Here is a 19,055-nt window from a genome sequence, read left to right on the forward strand (position 1 = left end):
TTTCCCCAACCTGTAACCTGCAACTTGCAAACCTGTAATGCGGCGAAGCCGCTCACATAAAAGCTTGTAACGCCAGTTCGTAGGATTTCAACCCGAAACCAGTAATTACCCCCCGGCAAACAGGAGTTAGGAAAGAGACATGACGGAAAGTTTCCCGCTTTGCCGTGTTAGAAATATGAACTTCGATCACGGGACAGGGTATTGCCGAAATAGCATCTGCGATAGCAATCGAAGTATGTGTGTAAGCTCCAGCGTTCAAAATAATCCCGTCATAGGAGAATCCCACTTCATGAATCTTATTGATAAGCTCTCCCTCCACGTTCGACTGGTAATAATCGATCTCCACCATAGTGTAGAAATCTCTCAGCCCCGACAGGTACTCCTCGAAAGAGGTTTCCCCGTAAATACTTTTTTCCCTGATTCCCAAAAGATTAAGATTGGGACCATTTAAAATCAATATCTTCATATTCTCCGTTTTTACTGAATACAAAATTAACAAAAAAAACGATGATACCGGACATTTCAAGCCGGATTTAGGCATTAAATTTCGGTTACAAAGGCTAATAATAAAAATTATGAGTGTTAAACTTGACAAAACTGTTACAACTCAAAGAAAAAACTTATACCTTTATCTGGCAAAATCTATCAGAATACTCTTGAGATAGGTTTAAAGTGGTGAATTAGAATTTGTATTATTTATTTTGTAACACAGCTAAAAATGATTTGGAACGAAGCGATAGATAGTTTTCGGACTTATTTGATTTTAGAAAAATCACTATCAACCAACTCGGTGGAAGCTTATTTGAATGACATCAGAAAGCTGGGAGCCTATTGTGAACAACGGACACCTACATTGAATCCGAAAGAAGTGTCCTATGACGTATTAAACGAATATATTTCCGCCTTGAAAGACACCGGGGTTACTCCCCGTACTCAAGCTAGAAGTATATCCAGCATCAAATCTTTCTTCAAGTATTTGTTATACGATGGAGCCATCGGACTCAACCCGGCGAACTCGCTTGATGCACCGAAAATCGGACGTACCCTTCCTAGCGTCCTCAGCGTCGAAGAAATTGAAGCCATGATTAACGCTGTGGATCTGACCAAACAAGAAGGACAACGTAATAAAGCAATCCTCGAAACATTATATTCTTGCGGTTTGCGCGTATCTGAACTTGTCAACTTGAAGTTATCACAAATTAACTTCCGAACAGGATATATCAAAATCGAGGGAAAAGGAAACAAGGAACGGATTGTTCCACTAGGAGCGAAAGCAAAAGACGAGATCCGTTGCTATTTGAAAAAAGATCGCGACAGAATGAAAAAAGCGAGAGGATTCGAGGATATTCTCTTTTTAAACAAGATGGGAAAATCTCTTTCCCGCGTGATGATATTCAATATTATCAAGGAAACAGCACTCCGTGCCGGCTTGAATAAAGTGGTATCCCCCCACACCTTCCGCCACTCATTTGCCTCTCACTTGGTAAACGGCGGCGCGGACATCCGCACGGTTCAAGACATGCTGGGACACGAATCTATTCTGACAACGGAAATTTACACGCACCTGGATAACTCATATCTCCGGGATACAATCACAAATTTCCACCCCAGAGCGAAGAAATCCCGCAAATGATCCTTATATTTGTATCCAATACCCGAAAAAGTATTGGATACAAATATTTAGAAACACATGGAAAACAAACAAGATATATTGAAACAGTTGTCCAGCAATGACATGGACATCGTTAGAGGGGCCATCGAACAAATCAAACAAGAAGGTGATATTTCCATCGTCCCCGAATTACTGGACATCCTGTTACAAAGTCAGGACACGAACATCATTACCAACCTCACGGCCTTACTCTCGGACGTGAAAGAATCCGACTTCAAAACAGTCTTGATGGATAAATTGATCAACGCTCCCGAAGGTAGCGGAAAAGCCAATTTATTACGCATATGCTGGGAATCAGCTATCGATTTTTCGGAATATCTGGATGTATTCGTTGATATGTTATTGCATGAAGACTTCATCACAGCACTAGAAGCCTCCACCGTCATTGAAAACCTACACGGTAACATCCCGGAAGAAAAGATTCACATAGCCATACAACGTTTAAAATCCGAAAGTAATGAAGACAACGCCTTCTTACTGGAAGGCACCATCCCTCATTTAGAAGAAATGCTCCTCAAAGAAGAAGAGGATGAAGAAGAACATCATCACGATCACGGACACGATTGTAGTTGCCATTGTCATGATTAGTTCGCCCGCGACAAGATTATCTATTGCGTGATTTAATGATTTCAGATTAGGTGATTATAGAATCGCTGAATCATTTAATCGGCAATCACTAAATCTTTGAATCATTCAATCTAAAATTTAAAATCTAAAATTAATAAAGCCACTCTTTCACCTGTTCGACCTTCTCATCCAAAGGCATATTTCCATCCAGCCATTTGATCTCGAACCCGTCCCGTTCCATTTTACGGAACCATGTCATTTGTCGCTTAGCAAACTGGTGAATGGCAATGTTCAGTTGTTCCACCATCTCGTCATAAGTCAACTCTCCGGTAAGATACAAGGTAAGGTATTTATACTCTAACCCGTAATATATCAAGTCTTCCGGTTTTATTCCCCGGTCAAGCAACCCCTTCACCTCATCAATCATTCCCGCCTGCAAGCGGGCGTGTAAACGTTCTGTAATCCGTTGTCGCCGAGTCTCACGATCAAATAGGATCCCGACAATCAAAGATCGGATCTCCGGGAACTCCCCTTTCACGGGTTCATGTGTAGTATAATACTCGGCAATCTCAATAGCCCGAATCGCCCGCTTTACCGTGTCCGTATCCGTCGTGTTGTGTAAGGAACGATAGGAGGACAAGATGTCGGATAATTCCGCCAACGACTTACAGGCCAACCGTTCCCGTAATTCGGGATTTTCCGGAACAGGAGTCATCCGGTAAGCTTTCAATATGGACTCCACGTACAAACCACTTCCCCCGCACAACACGGGAAAAATACCCCTACGTTCACAATCCTGCCACACTTTTAAAAACTCCTGCTGATACATGAACAGATTAAAACGAAACCCGGCATCGGCAATATCAATCAAATGATAAGGTACAGGCGTCCCCTCGTAGACATACTCGTCCAGATCCTTCCCCGTACCAAGATCCATTCCTCGATAAATTTGTCTCGAATCGGCTGAAATAATCTCTCCTTTCAATTCCGCGGCCAAACGTACCGCTAAAGAGGTCTTTCCCGTGGCCGTAGCCCCCAAGATGGTCAGTAAATTATACATGAATATTGCTCTATGATGATACCTGTTTATCTTTCCCGACAAAGATAGTTTTAAAAGTGGCAAGATTTATCTCCCGACCTATTTTTTTCTCCGCGTTAACACCAACTAATGCCAAAAAGTGTTATATTTGAAAGCGACAAATAATACTACTTATTCGAAAAAAATTATAAAACAGCAACTATGATAAACGATGACATCATTCGCTTAAGAGCTTTAGAACCTGAAGACTTAGAATGTCTGTATCAATGGGAAAATGATATGGATTTATGGGAAGTCAGTGACACGCTTACCCCCTTCTCCCTGTTCACGTTAAAGAAATACATCGAAACTTGTCATCTGGATATATATACCACCAAGCAACTCCGTCTGATGATTGAAAGAGTGGATACAAATGCCCGGATTGGATTAGTTGATCTCTATGATTTCGATCCATATCATCAGCGTGCCGGTATCGGGATTATGATCCACAATACAGAAAACCAAAAACAGGGATATGCGACAGCCGCTATCCGTCTGATGATCGACTATTGCTTCGAAACACTGGGACTGAACCAGATTTACAGTAGCGTACCCAGTGGAAACATTGGTAGTCGCAAACTTTTCGAGAAACTCGGTTTCGTGCAGACCGGGTACCGGAAAAACTGGCTCCGCCGGGGAAACGGCTGGGAAGACATTGTATATTTCCAACTACTAAATCAATAAACCAAATCGAGGGGCTGTAGTTTACAGCCCCTCAAATTTATAAACTAAAACGGTTATGAAACACTCGTTATTATTGGTATGCCTATTCTCGGGATTCTTGGCGAAAGCTGCAATCCCGGAGAAAACAATTCAAGCCACCATTACCGACATTCAGGCAAAAGGAGTTACTAACACTACCGCTATCGAAACCGGAGTACGCCAAGTCGCCCACCTTTGGCAATCACAAGATGGCACAGACTCCGAATTTCAAGAATTTTGCGTGAAAAACTATATTACAGACCCGGAACAAAAACAACAGGTATTCCAAAAGGTAAGTCATTACTTCGAGGCCTTATGGGGACATTTTAACGAAATCACACTCCAACTTCAATTAAACTTACATCAGGACAACGGTCCTCTTCATGACATCGATCCCATGTTCGGTGCTTACAGTCCCGGCTCTCATTTGATTAATGATTTTTACAACAATAAAATCGGCTTTATCATTGCCCTCAACTTCCCGGAAGTACCTTTACAAGACAAAGAAAAACTAGGTAACGACCGCATGGCTTGGGCCTATGCTCGCCTCGGTGACGTGTTTACCCAACGGGTTCCGGCAGAACTAATTCAAGCTGGTGTAAAAGCGGAAAGTGATGCAGACGTGTATATTTCAAGCTACAACATTTACATGGGTCATGTGCTAAACGCCAAAGGCCAAAAGCTTTTCCCCGAAGATAAAATTCTGCTTACTCATTGGAATTTAAGAGACGAAATCAAGGCCAATTACAACAAAGGGAAAGAAGGTTTGGATAAGCAACGCACCGTTTATGAGGTCATGAAACGAATTATCTCGCAGGAGATCCCCGTGCAAGTCATCAATTCCGGAGCTTACGACTGGAATCCTTACACGAACACACTCACTCAAAACGGACAAACTGCCACGGGAACCCCGGAGGCAACAGAACGTTATCAACGTATGTTGAATAACTTCCACGCTATGAAAGCCATCGACCCTTATGCCGACAAGAATTTCATTGAACGAAAGTTTTCGGGAGAAATGGAAGTATCGGTAGAAGATGTAAAAGCTCTTTTCACCCAATTCCTCACTTCTCCGGAATTGAAAGAAGTCGGCAAGATTATTTCCAAACGTCTAGGCCGCAAACTGGAAGCATACGACATTTGGTACGATGGTTTCAAACCTCGTAGTAATCTGGACGAGGCCAAACTGGATGCCCAGATACAAAAACTTTACCCGAATGCAGAGGCTTTCAAGGCCGGGCTCCCCTCCCTGCTCACACATTTGGGTTTCACCCCCGAAAGAGCAAACGAGATCTGTGATAAAATAGCCGTGGATGCCGCACGAGGATCAGGACACGCGTGGGGTGCCGCCATGAAGGGACAACAGTCCCATCTTCGTACCCGTATTCCCGCGGAAGGAATGAATTATAAGGGGTACAATATCGCCGTTCACGAATTCGGCCACAACGTGGAACAAACTATTTCCATATACAATGTAGACAATTTCATGATGGCCGGAGTTCCCAACACGGCTTTCACGGAAGCACTTGCTTTCGTGTTCCAAAAACGGGATCTGCAATTATTGGGCATTGAAAACAACGATCCGGAAAAGGACAAGATGGACATTCTTGACAAATTTTGGAGCCTGTACGAAATCATGGGAGTCTCCATGCTCGACATCTCCATCTGGGAATGGCTGTATGCGAACCCGAATGCGACGGCTGAACAGCTAAAAGAAGCCTCTATCAGCTTGTCAAAAGAAATATGGAATAAATACTATGCCCCTGTCTTCGGCAAAAAAGACGAAACGGTTTTAGCCGTCTATTCCCACATGATCAGTTACCCGCTATACCTGTCCGCTTACGCCTTCGGTCAGATCATCGAATTCCAGCTGGAAGATTACCTCAACGGTAAGAACTTCGCTCAAGAAGTTGACCGCATCTATCGCTTGGGACGCCTAACTCCAAACGAGTGGATGATTCAAGCCACGGGAAATGACCTCAGCGTGGAACCCATGATACACGCCTTACAGAAAGTAATCAAAAAATAAAGCTTTTAATATCGATAAAGAAAAGGGCTGTCCAAAAAGTTATTTTATTTCAAGAAACTCCTCCGTCACTTCGTGCCACCTCCTCTATAAACAGAGGAGGAGCTGGTGACTCTTCCCGAAGAAAGGGAGTATTTCAACTCTCCCTCTGTTTATAGAGGGAGTACCCCGAAGGGGGGAGGGAGTTTGAGAAATGACTTTTGGGACAGCCCCTTTTCTTTTTAAAACGATTTCACCTTCACTTATTTTCCTTCTCGGTGATAATCAACTTATCGTTTTCTTTATCATAACCGACATCTAGCTCCGTTCCTTCCGCTATACCTTTAATAATCACCTCGGCCAATTCATCTTCCAGATATTTCTGGATAGCTCGTTTCAGCGGACGGGCCCCGTACTGCGGGTCATATCCTTTCTCGATAATAAAGTCTTTCGCCTCTTTCGAGATCGTGATCACCAAACCGAGATCATTTACCCGCTTGAACAGGCTCTTCAACTCGATATCTATAATCTTGTAAATATCCTCTTTAGTCAAAGGATTAAACATGATAATATCGTCAATACGATTCAAGAACTCAGGTGAGAAGGCATTTTTCAACGCTTTCTGAACAACCCCTCTGGCGTACTCGCTATTTCCTTCCATGTTCTGGGAACCGAAACCGATTCCCCGGCCGAAATCTTTCAACTGACGGCTACCGATATTAGAAGTCATGATCACGATCGTGTTCTTGAAATCCACTTTCCGTCCTAGACTATCAGTCAACTGTCCGTCGTCCAACAACTGCAACAGAATATTGAACACATCCGGATGAGCCTTCTCGATTTCATCCAGCAACACGACAGAATACGGTTTACGACGTACTTTCTCGGTCAACTGCCCGCCTTCCTCGTATCCCACGTACCCCGGAGGCGCCCCTACCAATCGGGACACGGCGAATTTTTCCATGTATTCACTCATGTCAATCCGGATCAACGCATCCTCGGTATCAAACAAGTAACGGGCCAGCACCTTGGCTAACTGTGTCTTTCCGACACCCGTCGGCCCCAAGAAAATAAATGAACCGATCGGACGATTCGGATCTTTCAGTCCGGCACGATTCCGATGTATGGCTTTCACGATTTTCTCGATCGCCTCTTTCTGTCCGACAACACTCTCGCTCAATTCATCGTGCATCTGCAACAACTTCATCCCCTCGGTCTTGGCAATACGTTTCACCGGAACCCCGGTCATCATGGCCACCACCTCGGCAATATGCTCTTCGGTCACGGTCACCCGGTTTTCCTGCAAATCCCGCTCCCAATTTACTTTCTCTTCTTCCAATTGTTTCAACAACTGCCGTTCCTTATCCCGGAAAGCGGCTGCCACCTCGAAATTCTGTTGTTTCACGGCCTCCTTCTTCTTCTCCTTCACCTCTTCCACGTCCTTCTCCAACTGTTCGATAATCGGCGGCACATTTATATTGGAAATATGTACTCTCGACCCCGCCTCATCCAAGGCATCAATCGCCTTATCCGGCAAAGCCCGATCGGAGATATAACGGGTTGTCAACTTCACACAGGCCTTGATAGCCTCATCCGTGTAACGCACGTTATGATGATCCTCGTAACGGGATTTAATATTATTCAAAATTTCCACCGTCTCGTCAAACGAGGTCGGTTCCACCAACACCTTTTGGAAACGACGTTCCAAAGCACCGTCCTTCTCTATATTCTGGCGATACTCGTCTAGCGTCGTAGCCCCGATACATTGAATTTCTCCGCGAGCCAATGCCGGTTTCAACATATTAGCCGCATCCAAGTTGCCCCCGGAACCTCCGGCCCCGACAATCGTGTGAATCTCATCAATAAACAAAATGATATTCCGGTTCTTCGCCAGCTCGGCAAGAATCGCTTTCATTCGTTCCTCGAATTGGCCCCGGTACTTCGTACCTGCCACGATAGAGGCTATATCCAGCGAAATCACCCGCTTGTCAAACAGTACCCGTGACACCTTTTTCTGAACAATGCGCAAGGCAAGTCCCTCGGCAATAGCCGATTTACCCACCCCCGGATCACCAATCAACACCGGGTTATTCTTCTTACGACGACTCAGAATCTGTGCCAGACGTTCGATCTCCCGGTCACGTCCCACGATCGGGTCCAAAGCTCCCTCTTCCGCGGCTTTCGTGATGTCATTTCCGAAATTATCCAGCACGGGAGTATCGGATTTGGAAGAAACAGGGCCTCCTTGACGATAAGGATTATACATGGAAGATTCATCGTCTCCGTCCTCCGGATCATCCCCCTCGTCATTAAATTCGGATTGCATCCGCATCTTCTCTTTTAGTACGGCTTCTTTAAAGATGTCGTAATCTATATTCATCGTTTTAAATAGCTTCGTCACGAAACCGGCTTGATTCCTCAATATTGCCAGCATCACGTGTTCCGAGTCCAATTCGTCATCCCCCAGATCCCACGCCTCGTCGGACACACGTTTCAACACGCTATTCGCCGCCAATGTAAAGTCAAGACTTTCCACCTTGTCGGATTTATAGCGTTTCCCCTCCAAGCGTTGCTCTATCTTATCTTTCACCTCGTAGAAATCCAACCCCAAAGACATTAATATATCAATCGCCCTTCCACTTCTCAACTTCAGCAATCCCAAAAACAAATGCTCCGGGTAAATCTTGGAATTCCCCAGTCGTTTTGCTTCTTCTCCTGCCGAAGTCATGATCTGTTTTAGTCGTCTCGTATCTTCTTTTCCCATATTTTCAATGCCGCCCTTCCACGGCTTTACTTGTTACTTTTTATTTATCGTAAAGATAAACTATATACTTTAATATTCAAAATAAGTCCACAAGCATTTACAACGTATAAAATATACCAATCTTTATGAACCCATTAATGTGTTAAACTCTTTTTCGGTCAAAATAGTTACATTTAACTTCTGTGCTTTTTGCAATTTACTCCCGGCATTCTCTCCCGCCAAAAGATAAGTCGTCTTGTTAGATACTGAATCACTGACTTTTCCCCCGGCTTTCAGGATAATTACCTTGAAATGCTCTCTTGGCAGCGAAAGAGTTCCCGTGATCACGAAGGTTGTTCCGGCCAACTGATCGGATTCACCCTCTTCTTCCTGTATTGTCCCGCTAATACCATATTGCAAAAAGCGTTCCATCATCTCCCGGTTCTCCGCCTTTTCGAAATAACGGATCACGCTACCGGCCATCTGATCCCCGATATCCTCGACCTCCGTCAACTGTTCAAACGTCGCGTCCATCAACTTCCGGATGTCCTTAAAATGACGGGCCAGATTCCTCGATGCCGTCTCCCCGATATAGCGAATCCCCAGAGCATTAATGAATTCCGGCAAATTCCGTTGTTTCGATTTCTCTATTCCGGCAATAAGATTATCCACCGATTTTTCTTGTAAACGATACACGCTCAACGTGTTCATTTTCCGGATAAACTTTTCTTTTCCCTGTAAAAAACGATATACACGCTCGGCATTCTCACGTGACATTTCGTCAGTCTCCGCGATCTCATCCAGTGTTGCCGTGTAAAGACGATAAATATAATCGAACTTAACAGACAGTAATTCAGCCTTATGGAAATCAATTTCGGGTATATCCAAGGCGTAAATCACCGCATCCAACGGCAGCATATCCACCTCTCCGGCCTGCCTCAAACGCTCCAACGGCTCATTGAACGGCATCCGAAAATACTCCAGCATTTTATTGATATTCTTCTCCCGATCACCGGGGAATTGTAGATTCCCGACAGCCATCAACTCCTCTTTCGAGGCCCCGACCAATTTCGTCAGACTACCGAAATGTTCTGCCAAAACATCCGCGTTTTTGGCAGATATATTCTTCATCCCGATCTCGAAAGCATAAATCACTTTTCCCAACGGAATACTGGTCATCACGTAACTCTCCGGGTAAAGAATCTTTTCCAACCCGATCAACTCCTCCCGACGGGACGGCAGAGTATAAATATCTGCGACATCCCGAATAAACCCTTTTGTCAGCAATAAATCAATGGTCTCACCCCCCATTCCCTCTATATCCATCGCCTTCCGGCTCACGAAATGTTCCAGTTTCCCGGCAATCTGCGGGGGACAATGATCCTCGTTCGGGCAATAATGATTTGCCTCCCCTTCATTACGAATCAACGGGGTACCACATTCCGGACAATGCGTGATAAACTCGATTACCGGGGCATCAGCCACTCTCTTTTCCACGTCCACCCCCACGATCTTCGGGATAATCTCTCCCCCTTTCTCCACGTACACCATATCGTGCAGGTGCAAATCCAACTCCCGAATAATATCTTCATTATGCAGTGAGGCCCGTTTCACGGTAGTCCCCGCGATATGAACGGGTTCCAAGTTAGCCACCGGGGTAATCGAACCGGTACGTCCCACTTGGTAATCCACGCTAAGCAATCGGGTCTCCACCCGCTCCGCCTTGAACTTATAGGCCACGGCCCAACGAGGCGATTTCGCCGTGTACCCCAGCTGCAACTGCTGCTTGATACTATTCACCTTGATCACGATCCCGTCAATAGGCACCGGAAGATTCTTCCGTTCCACATCCCATTTGTGAATAAAATCAAGAATCTCGTCTATATTGTGACATAACCCGATATACGGGGGAACATTAAAACCCCATTCCCTCGCTTTCATCAAATTCCCGTAATGTGTCGGGGTCAACGTGATTTCTCCCGGCACGTAATATAAATAACAATCCAACTGCCGCTTGGCAACAATGGAAGAATTCTGCAACTTCAACGTACCTGCTGCCGCATTCCGCGGGTTGGCAAATAAAGCCTCTCCCGCCTCCAGCCGTTCCTCGTTCAATCGATTAAACACGGCAAAAGGCATCAGAATTTCCCCCCGAATCTCGAATTCCGCGGGATAATCCTCCCCCTGCATATGCAATGGAACCGTTCGAATAGTCCGAACATTAGTTGTCACGTCATCCCCCTTCACGCCATCACCCCTCGTCACCGCCACCTGCAAATTCCCATCTTCATAGCGCAGGCTGATAGAAGTCCCGTCATACTTTAACTCGCAGACATACTCCACGTCATCTCCCCCGATACCTTTTCGCACCCGCTCATCAAAATCCCGGATCTCCTGCTCGCTATACGTGTTCGCCAATGACATCATGCCATATTTATGCGCCACCTGCACAAACTCATTCGTCGTGTCGTTCCCCACCCGCTGCGTCGGTGAATTCGGATCAAACATTTCCGGATGCTCTGCCTCCAACCGTTCCAGCTCATGCATTAACTCGTCAAACTTCTGATCGGTAATCACCGGCTCATTCTTCACATAGTACAGGTAGTTGTAATGCTCCAACAACTTTCTCAACTCAACAATTCTATCCATAACAGTTTCAAGTTACAAGTTACAGGTTACAAGTTACAGGTTACAAGTTAAAATTTCAGACGTATTCAGGTCATTACCTGCAATTTACAACCTGTAACTTGTAACCACGATGAAAAAGAGATTCGATCTCTTTTTCATCGTGTACAAAGATAATTGTTCTTGATGGAGATTGTGGGAAAAAATAATTATTTTAGCGGAATAATTTTATAAAAAAATAAACTACAAGCTACTACACATGAGACACAAACATACCTCGTTTTTCTTAAATTCCCTGACAATAGGCATATTGCTTATATTCACACTTGTCACTCCCGGTAAAGCCCAATTTGTCGATCTCGGACAAGACCCCTGCAGTACCCGCTGGCGACAAATCAAAACGGATAACTTTCAGATCATCTACCCTGATTTCTTCGAGGATAACGCGCAATACCTTGCAAATATTTACGAGAAACTATACGCCCACGCCAATACCCTCGGTATCAAACCCAAAAGAATGTCCATGATCGTGCGGGCGAATGGTGGCGTGTCAAACGGGAACGCGGGCTGGGCCCCCAAAAAGAGTGAACTCTACACGGCTCCCCCGCAGGATGTCAGCGACGCTTGGCTGGAACACTTGTGTATTCATGAATTCCGCCACATTGTACAGTACGACAAGGTAAACCAAGGTTTCACAAAAGCATTATACTATATCTTCGGAGAACAAATCACGATGGCCGTCATCGGGGTATATGTCCCCATGTGGTTCCTAGAAGGAGATGCCACGGTATTCGAAACCTCCGTCGGAAAAAGCGGGCGGGGACGTTCACCTGAATTTCTCAACGAAATGAAAGCCCAGATCACGGAAAAAGGAATATACACCTATTATAAGGCCGTACTCGGCTCCTATAAAGATTTTGTTCCCAACCACTACGCCCTCGGCTATTACATGGTCGGAAACAGCCGTGTTCACTACGGTCCCGGTATCTGGCAGGATGCCCTCTCCCGGGTTGGAAAACGTCCTTACGGGATCACGCCTTTTGCCCGCAGCCTCAAACTCACGATGAACGAAAAACGAGACTCGATCTGGTCATCCCGTCATTTCCAGTCCCTTTTCGTCAATCCTGACAGCGTGAAACAAGCCAACACCCATTGTGATGCCAAACGCACGCTCTACCGGGATAACTTCAGCGAACTCCAACAAATATGGAAACAAGAGTCCGACCAAATACCCCACCCATTCGATACCATCACGACCGCAAACAAGATATACACGAACTACCATTACCCGACAGCCACCCCAACCGGACAAATCATTGCCTACAAGGAAGGATTGGCACAAGAAGGAGCCTTGGTCATCCTACACCCGGACAAAGACGAGATCATCACCCGAACGGGAATCATGTATGATTATAAATTTGCCTATCAAGACGAAACGCTCGTGTGGTCCGAGTACAAATACCATCCCCGCTGGGAACACGGGGGTAAAATGGTACTCGCCAGCTACGATATACGTCACAAGAAATATCACCGTTACCCCACCCGGCAAAACAGGTATGCCCCTTTTGCCGTGGAGGGAAACTGGGGATTCGTGGAAGTTGACAAAGAAGACAACGCCTCCATCGTGATCCTTGACCACACGTTCCAAAAAGAAATATTCCGGGTAAAAGGCTCCGGAGACGAGCTATTCGTGCATCCCTCATACGACGGGAAAAACAATATCGTCACCGTGGTGGTATCTTCGAAAGGCAAACACCTCGAATCCATCGATATTCACACGGGCAAACGTACCCAGATCACCGCGTTCACCCCTTACGAGATTGACAATCCGGTTACCGTGAACGACCAGATCATATACCGGGGAGCTTTCGATGCCAACAACTCGTTCTACCGGCAAACCCAACCGCAAGAATTCGGGGCGAACATACTCAACTCCAAATTCGGCCTGCGCTACCCGATCGTTTCCCCGAACAAAGATTCACTTTTATTCTCGTTCTATACTTCCGACGGGTATAAACCGGGTAAAATTGCCATAAACCAATTAGAAAACAAAGCCATAGACACCCAAACCTTCCGTATCGCCGACAGCGTGACACAACAGGAAAACTGGCAATTCAAGTTAACCGCCGACTCCACCTACGCCAGTCGGAAATACAATAAAACCTCCCACCTATTCAACTTCCATAGCTGGGGCCCCATCTTCCCGGACGCTGAAGACGTGGACATTGATTTCGGGTTAGCCGTCAGCTCGCAAAACAAGTTAAGCACCCTGTTCCTGACCGCGGGATTCGTGAGAGGAAAAGGTTACGAACACGGCAACTGGCAGGTAAAAGCCACCTACAAAGGATTCTGGCCCACCTTGCAACTGGAATTCAAGAGCGGACGCAATGACGATTTCATGCAAGATTACGCGATAAAAATCGTTCAAACCCAAGAAATCGACACGATTCGTACCATTTATAAATCACAACGCACGAAAGGAACGGCCACGGTACAATTCCCGTTCAACATTTCCCGGAAAAACTATTCCCGTTATATCATCCCTTACGTGAAATATGAAATTCAAGCCATACACTCGATAACACCGAGGCGTTCCTACCTGTTGGACCACAACCGGTGGACCAGCCTGCCTTCCAACAACCCGTATAACTCCGTACTCGCCAATCCGGATGATGTAAAACTCCAGATCATGCGCTACGGGCTTGTCCTCAACAACCAAACCCGGACAAGTCAACGGGACATCTATCCCCGCTGGGGACAACGCTTGGAAGTCGGGTACGCCCACACGCCATTCGACGGATTGGACTACGGCGACACGAAATGGGCAGAAGGGCGTTTGTATCTTCCCGGATTCTGGAAACATCACTCTTGGACACTCTACTTCGGTCATCAACTGAAATCGGATAAAACAACCAACTACTACGGGAACCAGATTTACTCTCCCCGGGGAGCCTCTCTCTACGGGCACAACCTGTCAACGTTGAAAATATCTTACGCCTTGCCGTTCTGGTACCCGGATGCCCACATCGGACCACTTGTCTACATGAAACGGTTCACGGCAGAACCCTTCTTTGATACCGGCTGGGAGAAAAATCGCTATTGGAACAAAACCTACCACTCCTATGGCGTGGAAATTTCGGCCGACACCCATTTCTTCCGTCTCCCGTTCCCCGTAAACATCGGTTTCAGAACCGGATACGAAACAAAAAGCAACTCCATGTTTGTCGATATGCTCTTCTCGGTGGCCTTCACCATTTGATAGATTCAAAATATTCGGATTCCCAAACTTTGAGAATCCGATTTTTTTTGATTACCTTAGGAGCAATCAAAAAACAAACTTATGACTCTAAAGGAAATTGCTGCGTTATCAAATGCCCGGGTGATTCACGAAAACGGCCATCTCGACAAGGTCATCCGTCACGCTTTTGCCGCCGACCTAATGAGCGACGTGCTCCGGTTAGACACCAGTGAGATGATCCTCATCACGGGACTAGCCAACTTACAGGTGATTCGCACGGCAGAAATGTCAGACATCAGTTTCATTCTATTTGTTCGAGGAAAACAAGCCTCCCCCGATATGGTAGAATTAGCCAAAGAGTGTAACATCGCTATCTTACAAAGCAAGCAGAGCATGTTCAAAGTCTGCGGACTTCTGTACGAAGCTGGGCTAGAGCCCATTTATTAAAAACAAGCATTATGGAATTCAACTACAACATCGAAGGAGGAAACTTTTCACGTGCCGGTACTGCCTCAAGCGAGGTAAAAAAGATACTGAAACAACTCAACGTGAACCCCGCCGTACTGAAACGCATCGTGGTTGCCCTCTATGAAGCAGAGGTTAACGTGGTTGCACACGCTTACGAAGGAACCATGCAAGTGTCTATCGATCCCACAGTCATCACCGTCGTCATCAGCGACCGGGGGCCCGGAATACCGGACATAGACCTAGCCATGCAGGAAGGATATTCCACCGCCTCCCCCGAAGTCCGGGAAATGGGATTCGGAGCCGGAATGGGTCTCCCAAATATGCAGAAAAACTGTGACAAACTAACCATCGAATCCAAAGTAAACGAGGGAACAAAAGTCACGATGACTACTTTTTTTTAACTGCACGCGGCAGTTAAAAAAGTTACAGGTTACAAGTTGAGCCTTCGGCTCTACAAGTTAAAAGATAAAAACTGAAAACTGAAAACTGAAAGATAAAAGAAGTTTAGAATGAAAAAAGATTCCGTGATTGCCGATTCGATGATTGGGTGATTAAAATCACTTAATCGAAAATCATTAAATCACTTAATCGATAGGATCTAAAATTTAAAATCTAAAATTAATACATGGAACCGTTTTACCACGCCTTAAAAGTTGCCAGTACTGCCTGCATCGGATGCACGCACTGCATGAGCCTCTGCCCCACGCAGGCCATCCGCATTAAAGGTGGTTTGGCGACGATAAACAAAAATGCTTGCGTCGACTGCGGCAAATGCCTCAAGTCGTGTCCGCAACATGCGATATACGTGGAGCAGGACGATTTCAACCAAATATTCAATTTCAAACACCGGATCATCCTTCTCCCGACAGTCCTTTTCGGACAATTCTCGGAAGAAATCACGGAACAACAAATCTTCGCGGAACTCCACCAGATGGGGTTCACGGAAGTAATCGAGGTGGCACAGGCATCGGGCATCTTGGCAAAAGCCATACAACGTTACATGGAAAAGAACTCTTACGAGCGTCCCTTCATCTCGTCCTTCTGCCCGGCAATCGTCCGCTTGATACAGGTACGTTTTCCCTCGCTGATAGACCATATCGTCCCGTTAAAACAAGCCATGGACCTAGCAGCCATCTTCGCCCGTAAAAAATATCTCGACAAGGGTATTTCGCCGGATGAAGTCGGTATATTCTACGTCACTCCATGCGCCGCAAAAATCGCGGCAGTAAAAAGCCCGGTTGGCGACGATCAATCCAACATCGACGGAGTTATCAACTTGAATTTCATTTATAACAAAATACAACTGGGCCTCACGCAACACCGGGATCAACCCGTGGGAACGGTAACCGAACGCACGTACCTCTCCCCCGAATCCATAGCTTGGGACTTGTCGGAAGGTGAGGCCTCTAAATTTGAAGGTCGCTGCCTAGCCATTGACGAAATCCACAACGTGATCGACATACTCGAAAAAATAGAAAATGATGAACTCACGGACATCGATTTTCTTGAATTACGAGCCTGCGACCACTCCTGCGCTGGCGGGGCGCTTGTCGTGAACAACCGGTTCCTGACCATCGAACGCCTGCGCAAACGGATGCAAGCCAGCAAACACGAACAACAGCAACCCGATCTCGATGACATTCAAGAATACGAATCCTACCTTTTCAAGCAAGGCAAGCTCAGCGGGAAAATCCCACCGCGTTCCATCGAACAACTCGACGAGAATATGCTTGTCGCCATGGAAAAGATGGAAAAATTAAACCGCATCATGCACGTTCTCCCGCAAATCGACTGCGGGGCCTGCGGAGCCCCGGCTTGCCACACGCTAGCAAGGGATGTCGTTCAGGGAAAGGCGAAACTCAATCAATGCGTATTCATGCAAAAACTCTTGTGCAACGAGGCCTTGATGACACCGGAAGAATCCCTTGAACTTTCAGAAAAAACTTGGGGATTAAAAAGATTTGGAGAATAAACAAGATAAAATATATTCACGAAAACCACAAACTACAAATTATGACAGTACAAGAAATTGTTTCCCAGCTAAACCTCACGGTATGTTCCGGACAAGAAGGTTTACAACGAGAAGTTAAAGGCGGCTACACGTCCGACTTGCTAAGTGACGTCATGGGACATGCCCAAGAAGGAGATATATGGGTCACCCTGCAAACACACAAAAACGTCATGGCCATTGCCTCCCTGAAAGAAATCGCGGCCATCATTCTGGTCAAAGGACACCTCCCGGAAGAAGATACGCTGGAAGAAAGCAATAACGAAAACATCCCTATTCTCTCCAGCCCGTTACAGACTTTCGAGATCACGGGACAATTGTACAAACTACTTCACCCGTAATCACGAATTCCATGGAAATCCGGGCCGATCTACACATACACACCGTGCTGTCACCTTGCGGGGATCTCGACATGAGTCCCGCAAACATCATCGGTATGGCATTACAGAAAGGCCTGTCCCTCATCGGGATCTCCGACCATAACTCCACCCGGCAAGCCCCCGTGATCCAGCAACTGGGCGAACAACAAGGGCTACGGGTTCTTTGTGGGACGGAAGTCAACACGGCGGAAGAAGTTCACGCCCTCGCGTACTTCCCCACCTTGGAACGCCTTACCGCATTCCAGCACTTCCTTGATCTCCATCTCCCAGATATAAAAAACAACCCGGACAAATTCGGTTACCAAGTCGTCGTGGATGCCGAAGAACAGATCACATACGAAGAAGAACGCCTCCTGATCACGGCCTTGGATGTCGATATAAACACGATCGAACGTACCGTCCATGCGCTGGACGGCATCTTCATCCCGGCCCATATCGACAAATCTCGTTTCAGCATTCTCTCTCAACTCGGCTTCGTCCCCAAAGACTTGAAATGCGAGGCTCTTGAACTCAGTCCTCACACGACACGGGAACAATTTCTTCAACAGAACGCGTACCTGTCCGGATATAAATTTATCCGCTCTTCCGACGCGCATTACGTTGACGACATCGGTAAAGTTTTCACGAACCTCTCGCTACCGGACTTGTCATTCGATTCCATCCGGGCAGCCATCACCCGTTAATTTAAAATTTGCAGGATTATGTTTTTAGACACCATGTCACCGGAAGCCATCATCAAAGAGGCAAGACGCGATACCACCGCAATTCTGAACAAGAGGGATTTCTTCATCAACACGCATCGCCGGGAAATCTTGTTCGCCAAGAAATTTCCCGTATCATTTCAAATCGAGTGGAAATCCCCCCTCACGCACAACCAATGGCATATCATCATCGCATGTAACAACAAAAAAGAACGGGAAAACCCGGACGTTTACTATTACTCCACTTACGAGACTTACAGAGGCGCCGGCATCATATTCCCCGTTTACAACATGAGAACCGAAGAACTCGTTTTCAGTAGGTACACGGGACATTTTTTCAGTCGTTACCGCACACGCCACCTAGTACCCAATAATCTCTACACGCCCGGTATGGACGTGATCCGGCATTACGTGGATCACAACAGTAACTATTTTTACCCGCAAACCGACGCGGAAAAAAAATTCACATGCTGCCTCACAGACGGCATTGCTCTAGGAATTTGCGAGAAAGGTCTCGACACTTTCCGCACTTTCATCTCACACGATATGCTGTTCAAAATACAAGAGAGAGTCCTCCATTCCAGCATCGAACACCAACGTCTTCTCGATGATTTCATCAACGACAAACTCCCTGCCTCCTATCAAGAATACAACCTCCAAGGAAGAGTGGGAAGAATTGCCGGACCGGAACCCGCCCCCAAACTATCACTCGACGACGTGAAAGATTTATTAAAAAACAAACCCAAAATCCCCCTCTTCTCCCCTCCTTGTGGAAAAATCGAGCTGGAAGACTAAAAAAGGGAAATAACCACCCGGGATTATTATAGCTTATATCCCCGCAAATCAATGTTTTTTCCCCCTTGTAGGG

The 19,055-nt window shown here is 46.1% G+C and carries 15 protein-coding genes and 1 pseudogene; 11 read left to right on the forward strand and 5 right to left on the reverse strand.

Features of this window, described 5'->3' with window-relative positions:
* Positions 1 to 52 precede the first annotated feature (52 nt).
* Entirely contained in the window at positions 53 to 466 is a 414-nt protein-coding gene (aroQ, locus tag R8806_RS07215) for a type II 3-dehydroquinate dehydratase (protein WP_124316372.1), read from the reverse strand.
* A 252-nt stretch (positions 467 to 718) separates the two neighbouring features.
* On the opposite strand from aroQ, the gene xerD reads away from it, so the two are divergent.
* Both xerD and R8806_RS07225 read left to right on the forward strand, forming a co-directional pair.
* Positions 719 to 1,633, forward strand: coding sequence for a site-specific tyrosine recombinase XerD (gene xerD / locus R8806_RS07220; protein ID WP_124316373.1), 915 nt, complete (start codon positions 719 to 721; stop codon positions 1,631 to 1,633).
* Between the two features lie 57 nt (positions 1,634 to 1,690).
* Positions 1,691 to 2,260 carry a hypothetical protein gene (locus R8806_RS07225; RefSeq protein ID WP_124316374.1) on the forward strand — a complete coding sequence of 190 codons (570 nt, stop codon included), beginning with the start codon at positions 1,691 to 1,693 and terminating at the stop codon, positions 2,258 to 2,260.
* Positions 2,261 to 2,390: 130 nt separating this feature from the next.
* On the opposite strand, the gene miaA is transcribed toward R8806_RS07225, so the two are convergent.
* The gene (miaA, locus tag R8806_RS07230) at positions 2,391 to 3,299 is read right to left on the reverse strand and encodes a tRNA (adenosine(37)-N6)-dimethylallyltransferase MiaA (RefSeq protein ID WP_183312876.1); all 909 of its coding nucleotides are present in this window, start codon (positions 3,297 to 3,299) and stop codon (positions 2,391 to 2,393) included.
* 180 nt (positions 3,300 to 3,479) lie between these two features.
* Here miaA and R8806_RS07235 point away from each other — a divergent pair, with 180 nt between their 5' ends.
* Both R8806_RS07235 and R8806_RS07240 read left to right on the forward strand, forming a co-directional pair.
* Entirely contained in the window at positions 3,480 to 4,001 is a 522-nt protein-coding gene (locus tag R8806_RS07235; RefSeq protein WP_087422362.1) for a GNAT family N-acetyltransferase, read from the forward strand.
* A 55-nt stretch (positions 4,002 to 4,056) separates the two neighbouring features.
* On the forward strand, positions 4,057 to 6,048 hold the full coding sequence (locus R8806_RS07240; RefSeq protein ID WP_124316375.1) for a hypothetical protein: 1,992 nt from the start codon (positions 4,057 to 4,059) through the stop codon (positions 6,046 to 6,048).
* 235 nt (positions 6,049 to 6,283) lie between these two features.
* On the opposite strand, the gene R8806_RS07245 is transcribed toward R8806_RS07240, so the two are convergent.
* From R8806_RS07245 to ligA, 3 genes and pseudogenes are all read right to left on the reverse strand, one after another.
* Positions 6,284 to 8,788 carry an ATP-dependent Clp protease ATP-binding subunit gene (locus R8806_RS07245; RefSeq protein ID WP_118258399.1) on the reverse strand — a complete coding sequence of 835 codons (2,505 nt, stop codon included), beginning with the start codon at positions 8,786 to 8,788 and terminating at the stop codon, positions 6,284 to 6,286.
* A gap of 123 nt (positions 8,789 to 8,911) precedes the next feature.
* Positions 8,912 to 9,808, reverse strand: coding sequence for a helix-hairpin-helix domain-containing protein (locus R8806_RS20095; protein ID WP_458692892.1), 897 nt, complete (start codon positions 9,806 to 9,808; stop codon positions 8,912 to 8,914).
* Positions 9,800 to 11,416: pseudogene (gene ligA, locus R8806_RS20100) on the reverse strand (NAD-dependent DNA ligase LigA); the annotation flags it as partial. The pseudogene ligA and the gene R8806_RS20095, both read right to left, overlap by 9 nt.
* Before the next feature lie 235 nt (positions 11,417 to 11,651).
* On the opposite strand from ligA, the gene R8806_RS07255 reads away from it, so the two are divergent.
* The 7 genes from R8806_RS07255 to R8806_RS07285 all read left to right on the forward strand — a co-directional run bounded on the left by R8806_RS07255 (position 11,652) and on the right by R8806_RS07285 (position 18,982).
* A complete protein-coding gene (locus R8806_RS07255; protein ID WP_124316377.1) occupies positions 11,652 to 14,651 on the forward strand; it encodes a hypothetical protein in 3,000 nt (999 codons plus the stop codon).
* An 81-nt stretch (positions 14,652 to 14,732) separates the two neighbouring features.
* Positions 14,733 to 15,077 carry a DRTGG domain-containing protein gene (locus R8806_RS07260; RefSeq protein ID WP_027199838.1) on the forward strand — a complete coding sequence of 115 codons (345 nt, stop codon included), beginning with the start codon at positions 14,733 to 14,735 and terminating at the stop codon, positions 15,075 to 15,077.
* Positions 15,078 to 15,088: 11 nt separating this feature from the next.
* Positions 15,089 to 15,499 carry an ATP-binding protein gene (locus R8806_RS07265; RefSeq protein WP_027199839.1) on the forward strand — a complete coding sequence of 137 codons (411 nt, stop codon included), beginning with the start codon at positions 15,089 to 15,091 and terminating at the stop codon, positions 15,497 to 15,499.
* A 224-nt stretch (positions 15,500 to 15,723) separates the two neighbouring features.
* The gene (locus tag R8806_RS07270; RefSeq protein WP_151412196.1) at positions 15,724 to 17,070 is read left to right on the forward strand and encodes a [Fe-Fe] hydrogenase large subunit C-terminal domain-containing protein; all 1,347 of its coding nucleotides are present in this window, start codon (positions 15,724 to 15,726) and stop codon (positions 17,068 to 17,070) included.
* A gap of 41 nt (positions 17,071 to 17,111) precedes the next feature.
* A complete protein-coding gene (locus R8806_RS07275; RefSeq protein WP_124315989.1) occupies positions 17,112 to 17,447 on the forward strand; it encodes a DRTGG domain-containing protein in 336 nt (111 codons plus the stop codon).
* A gap of 11 nt (positions 17,448 to 17,458) precedes the next feature.
* Complete coding sequence (locus R8806_RS07280; protein WP_124315990.1) at positions 17,459 to 18,169, forward strand: PHP domain-containing protein; 711 nt, start codon at positions 17,459 to 17,461, stop codon at positions 18,167 to 18,169.
* A gap of 18 nt (positions 18,170 to 18,187) precedes the next feature.
* Positions 18,188 to 18,982, forward strand: a complete 795-nt coding sequence (locus R8806_RS07285; RefSeq protein ID WP_124315991.1) for a hypothetical protein — start codon at positions 18,188 to 18,190, stop codon at positions 18,980 to 18,982.
* The last annotated feature ends 73 nt before the right edge of the window (positions 18,983 to 19,055 follow it).

Origin of the sequence: Butyricimonas faecihominis (assembly GCF_033096445.1) — a bacterium.
Taxonomy (GTDB): domain Bacteria; phylum Bacteroidota; class Bacteroidia; order Bacteroidales; family Marinifilaceae; genus Butyricimonas; species Butyricimonas faecihominis.

What these genes read in the sequence shown, in the direction of transcription:
- aroQ (WP_124316372.1), bottom strand. Translation starts at nt 466, where the DNA reads ATGAAGATATTGATTTTAAATGGTCCCAATCTTAATCTTTTGGGAATC.
- xerD (WP_124316373.1), top strand. Translation starts at nt 719, where the DNA reads ATGATTTGGAACGAAGCGATAGATAGTTTTCGGACTTATTTGATTTTA.
- R8806_RS07225 (WP_124316374.1), top strand. Translation starts at nt 1,691, where the DNA reads ATGGAAAACAAACAAGATATATTGAAACAGTTGTCCAGCAATGACATG.
- miaA (WP_183312876.1), bottom strand. Translation starts at nt 3,299, where the DNA reads ATGTATAATTTACTGACCATCTTGGGGGCTACGGCCACGGGAAAGACC.
- R8806_RS07235 (WP_087422362.1), top strand. Translation starts at nt 3,480, where the DNA reads ATGATAAACGATGACATCATTCGCTTAAGAGCTTTAGAACCTGAAGAC.
- R8806_RS07240 (WP_124316375.1), top strand. Translation starts at nt 4,057, where the DNA reads ATGAAACACTCGTTATTATTGGTATGCCTATTCTCGGGATTCTTGGCG.
- R8806_RS07245 (WP_118258399.1), bottom strand. Translation starts at nt 8,788, where the DNA reads ATGGGAAAAGAAGATACGAGACGACTAAAACAGATCATGACTTCGGCA.
- R8806_RS20095 (WP_458692892.1), bottom strand. Translation starts at nt 9,808, where the DNA reads ATGGCTGTCGGGAATCTACAATTCCCCGGTGATCGGGAGAAGAATATC.
- R8806_RS07255 (WP_124316377.1), top strand. Translation starts at nt 11,652, where the DNA reads ATGAGACACAAACATACCTCGTTTTTCTTAAATTCCCTGACAATAGGC.
- R8806_RS07260 (WP_027199838.1), top strand. Translation starts at nt 14,733, where the DNA reads ATGACTCTAAAGGAAATTGCTGCGTTATCAAATGCCCGGGTGATTCAC.
- R8806_RS07265 (WP_027199839.1), top strand. Translation starts at nt 15,089, where the DNA reads ATGGAATTCAACTACAACATCGAAGGAGGAAACTTTTCACGTGCCGGT.
- R8806_RS07270 (WP_151412196.1), top strand. Translation starts at nt 15,724, where the DNA reads ATGGAACCGTTTTACCACGCCTTAAAAGTTGCCAGTACTGCCTGCATC.
- R8806_RS07275 (WP_124315989.1), top strand. Translation starts at nt 17,112, where the DNA reads ATGACAGTACAAGAAATTGTTTCCCAGCTAAACCTCACGGTATGTTCC.
- R8806_RS07280 (WP_124315990.1), top strand. Translation starts at nt 17,459, where the DNA reads ATGGAAATCCGGGCCGATCTACACATACACACCGTGCTGTCACCTTGC.
- R8806_RS07285 (WP_124315991.1), top strand. Translation starts at nt 18,188, where the DNA reads ATGTTTTTAGACACCATGTCACCGGAAGCCATCATCAAAGAGGCAAGA.